This window comes from Oleiphilus sp. HI0061, assembly GCF_001635675.1.
On record NZ_LWFE01001228.1, the window covers coordinates 1 to 3755 of the forward strand.

Here is a 3755-nt window from a genome sequence, read left to right on the forward strand (position 1 = left end):
GGCGATGAGTTTGTGTTGATATTGCATGATTGTGAATCCAACGCGCATGCTCGGCAAGTCGCCGAAAAGGTACTGTTTAACCTGGAAAGACCTTTACAGGTTGCCGGTTTAACGGTCACCGTTGGTGGTAGTATAGGTATTAGTATGTACCCTGATAATGGTGAAAAAACGGCCGATATTTTGAAGTCTGCTGATCGGGCAATGTATGAAGTGAAGCAGAAAGAAAAGAACGGTGTAGGCATCGCCCCTCCTCGAAGCCGTTTAGGCAAGAAGGCTCACTAGCTTGGATGTCTTGTTAGATATTATCAAGGGGATAGATAACTATCTTGATGATCATGCTAGCGTTAAAGAAATTGAGCTTATTCAACATCTAAAATGCATTCAGCAAGAGCCGTTTTCCGAGTTCAATATAAGTCAGAGTAAAGACCTTTTTCGTGCCCACTTTCTGTTAAAACACGCCCTTTACACGCTACAAAACACTTATCTAGATGAGCAGCGTTTTTTTCTCGACATCAATCTGATAAATATATCTAGAAGACCCTTTGCAGAAGGAGTTTCCGAATTATCATCTTATGATTCGGTTAAGGCATATTACCTTGATATTAGCCACTATTTTGAAACAGAAGAAGATGAAGTAAACGACCTGCTCGATAAGTTTTGGCGTAAGTTTCTGGCAAATGATGATCGGCATGCTGCGCTAAGTGTATTAGATTTGCCTGCTAATGCTGACCAAAGGCAGGTTAAGCTTCAGTATCGTAAGCTTGCTCAAATTCATCACCCTGATAAGGGGGGCTGCGGGGAACAGTTTAAAAAAATATCCGCTGCTAAACGTTTGTTAGACCGGGCTTTGGGTTAAAGCCGTAAATTCGCTATAATGCGCGCCTTTAATGTTGTCGTTGTCAGGTTGTAGGGTTATGCAGAGCTTAGCAGGTTCAGAGAAATACGAGTTTAACAAGCTTCAAAAGCGCTTGCGCAGTGGCATGGGTAAGGCCATTGCCGACTTTAATATGATCGAAGACGGTGATCGTATTATGGTTTGCTTGTCGGGCGGAAAAGACAGCTACACCATGCTAGACATTCTGATGAGTCTGCAAAAGAGTGCTCCGATCAGTTTCGACCTAGTCGCCGTAAACCTTGACCAGAAACAGCCAGGTTTTCCTGACCATGTCCTTCCTAAGTATCTGGAATCACTTGATATTGAATATTATATTATTGATCGAGATACTTACTCCATCGTTAAGTCCAAGATACCAGAAGGCAAGACAACCTGTGGCCTGTGCTCACGTTTACGTCGTGGTACTTTATACTCCTTTGCTGAGGAGATTAAAGCGAATAAGATAGCTTTAGGCCATCATAAAGATGACATCGTTGAGACCATGTTTCTGAACATGTTTCATGGTTCAAGGTTGTCAGCTATGCCACCTAAACTGCTTTCTGATGACAAGCGAAATGTCGTGATTAGGCCGCTGGCTTATTGTCGTGAGAAAGATATTGAGCAGTTTGCTCTGGTGAAGGCTTACCCGATCATTCCGTGCAATCTTTGTGGTTCGCAAGAAAATCTCCAGCGTCAATCCATTAAGAAAATGCTTATTCAATGGGAAAAAGAACACCCTTCAAGAATTGAGTCAATTTTCACAGCCTTACAGAATGTATCGCCTTCCCAGTTAGCGGATACCCAGCTTTTTGATTTCGAAACACTAGCAATTGATCGCAGTGGTGAACGTAAAGAGTATGAGTTTGATTTAGAGCAATCTATTTCTTCATCCCGAACTAAAGAGGATGATATGGTTCAGATCGTTGAGGTTATGCCACGTTAAACTAACGCGAGTCTTCTCGCTGCGTTGGAATACATCTCGGGATTACATTTTAATAAGAAATCGAAAGGCAGGAATATGAGCGAGTCGGAAATACAAACCTTAATGCAGCAGGCTAACGAGTATATACAGTCTGAAAGACTCTCTCGAGCTCGTCGTTGCTATAATAAGATTCTTTCGATCGATCCGCAGAACTGTGATGCTCACTATTCTTTAGGGACGATTGCTCGCCAACAAAATGATAATCAAGCAGCGAAACAACACCTGCTGCATGTGTACCAAGCCGAGCCCCTCAATAGGACTTTTGTATTGGAACTAGCGGGTCTTTATGCTGATATGGGAATGATTGTTGAGTCAGCAAAGGTTTTCGAAGCTTATCTTTCAGTACAAGATGATATTGAATTATCAGGAAAATATGCCGAGGTCTTGGTAAAGGCTAAGGAATTTGAACGTGCGGTTGAATGTCTGAAAGCATGTGTTGGGAAGAAACCTGAAAATTTAAGTTATCGCATGCAATTAGGTAAATTGTTGTACCAACTATTACGTTTTGAAGAAGCACAATCAGTTTATTTGAGTGCAATTGAATACGGATTGAAAAGTGAAGGTTTATATCTGAATGCTGCAAAACTACATGTTGATCACGGACAGTTGGCTGTCGCTAAAGATGTATTGAATAAAGGTTCGGAAGACTTCCCTGAAAACCTGTCGTTTGCATATCGCCTTGTTCAATTGGATGCAGAGAGTCTTCACCCCGAATTGTATCAACGCTTAATCGATGTTGATGAGGCTACTTTAGAGGGAGACAATCGCTTTTATTATCAATGGTTGTTGGCAAATTTTGCTAAAAAGCAAGGTGAGCCGCTAGTTGAGATGGAGCATCTTGTCGCTGCGCATCGAATTTACAGTTCGATTACTCAATTTCCGAGAAGTACCGAGTTTTATCTGCAGGCATTGCCTCAGTTGACGCCACCTGATTCTGCACATTTTACTTCTCGACTTGCTAATCTCGAACCTGTTTTTATTATTGGTGTGCCACGTTGTGGTTCAACCTTGTTGGAAAATATCATTTGTCATGGGCCTCAGAATGTTGGCAAAGGTGAAGAAACCGGGTCCGTTATTGAGGCATTAGCCGTTGCTTATCAAAGTGGTGGACAAAACTTTTGGGAAGCTTTCGTTAGTCAGCTCGAATCTTCTTATATGCGACATGGCTTATTGCCGGAAGATTCATCAAGCGACGTAAAACGTTTTACTGATAAGTCTCTAGAAAACATATTCCTAATCGATTTCATTATGAAGGTGATGCCGAGAGCGAAGGTGGTTTATTGTGATCGAGCTCCACTCGCTTCGATTGTTTCTATTATGCGAAATAACATGTCTGTATTACCCTGGGCTCATGACTTAAATAATATATTCAAGTATGTGGATAATTGTTTAGTAGCAATGGATCGGACAAAGAATGCCTACCCTCAACGTGTGACAACAGTTAAATATGAGGAATTAGTGTGTGATCCGGAAGCTGAATCCAAGGCGCTTATGGCGTTTTGCGACTTGCCTTGGGGAGAACAGTGTTTGGATTTTCATAAAGAAGATAAGTTGCTAAGTAGAACGGCGAGTCATGTTCAAATTAGGCGGGAAATAAATCAGGATGCCGTCTCTGCGTATAAACAATATGAAAGTTTCTTTGAGCCTTTTTCAGAAATTTATCATTGGGCTTCTTAGCTAAGCGTTTAATAGCTGGTAAACTGTTTTCTGGATGACTGGCAAAGACCATAAGCCGAATAAAGTCATCATTGCTCCGGCAGAAGAGCGGAACCAGCGTTTTCTAATTGTCGCGGATAGTTTTTGTGCTAATAAACCGCTGCTCAACATTGAAGGCAGGGTGCCTAGGCCAAAAGCAAGCATGATTAGTGCTGAACCGAAGATACTTGCTTCCAAGCTTGC

General features: G+C 41.8%; 5 protein-coding genes. 4 read left to right on the forward strand and 1 reads right to left on the reverse strand.

What is annotated here, in order from left to right:
• From A3735_RS19130 to A3735_RS19145, 4 genes are all read left to right on the forward strand, one after another.
• The coding region (locus tag A3735_RS19130; protein WP_156499764.1) for a diguanylate cyclase domain-containing protein at positions 1–282 on the forward strand (282 nt) is incomplete at its 5' end.
• Between the two features lies 1 nt (position 283).
• Positions 284–856, forward strand: coding sequence for a DNA-J related domain-containing protein (locus tag A3735_RS19135; protein ID WP_068554482.1), 573 nt, complete (start codon positions 284–286; stop codon positions 854–856).
• A gap of 58 nt (positions 857–914) precedes the next feature.
• The gene (gene ttcA / locus A3735_RS19140; RefSeq protein WP_068554480.1) at positions 915–1817 is read left to right on the forward strand and encodes a tRNA 2-thiocytidine(32) synthetase TtcA; all 903 of its coding nucleotides are present in this window, start codon (positions 915–917) and stop codon (positions 1815–1817) included.
• Positions 1818–1892: 75 nt separating this feature from the next.
• Positions 1893–3533 carry a sulfotransferase gene (locus A3735_RS19145; protein ID WP_068554478.1) on the forward strand — a complete coding sequence of 547 codons (1641 nt, stop codon included), beginning with the start codon at positions 1893–1895 and terminating at the stop codon, positions 3531–3533.
• Here the strand turns inward: A3735_RS19145 and A3735_RS19150 are convergent.
• Positions 3534–3755: sulfite exporter TauE/SafE family protein (locus tag A3735_RS19150; RefSeq protein WP_197485941.1), on the reverse strand; the 222-nt coding region annotated here is incomplete at its 5' end. It abuts the gene before it with no gap.

Coding starts and splice junctions, on each gene's coding strand:
- ttcA (WP_068554480.1), top strand. CDS start 915: ATGCAGAGCTTAGCAGGTTCAGAGAAATACGAGTTTAACAAGCTTCAA.
- A3735_RS19145 (WP_068554478.1), top strand. CDS start 1,893: ATGAGCGAGTCGGAAATACAAACCTTAATGCAGCAGGCTAACGAGTAT.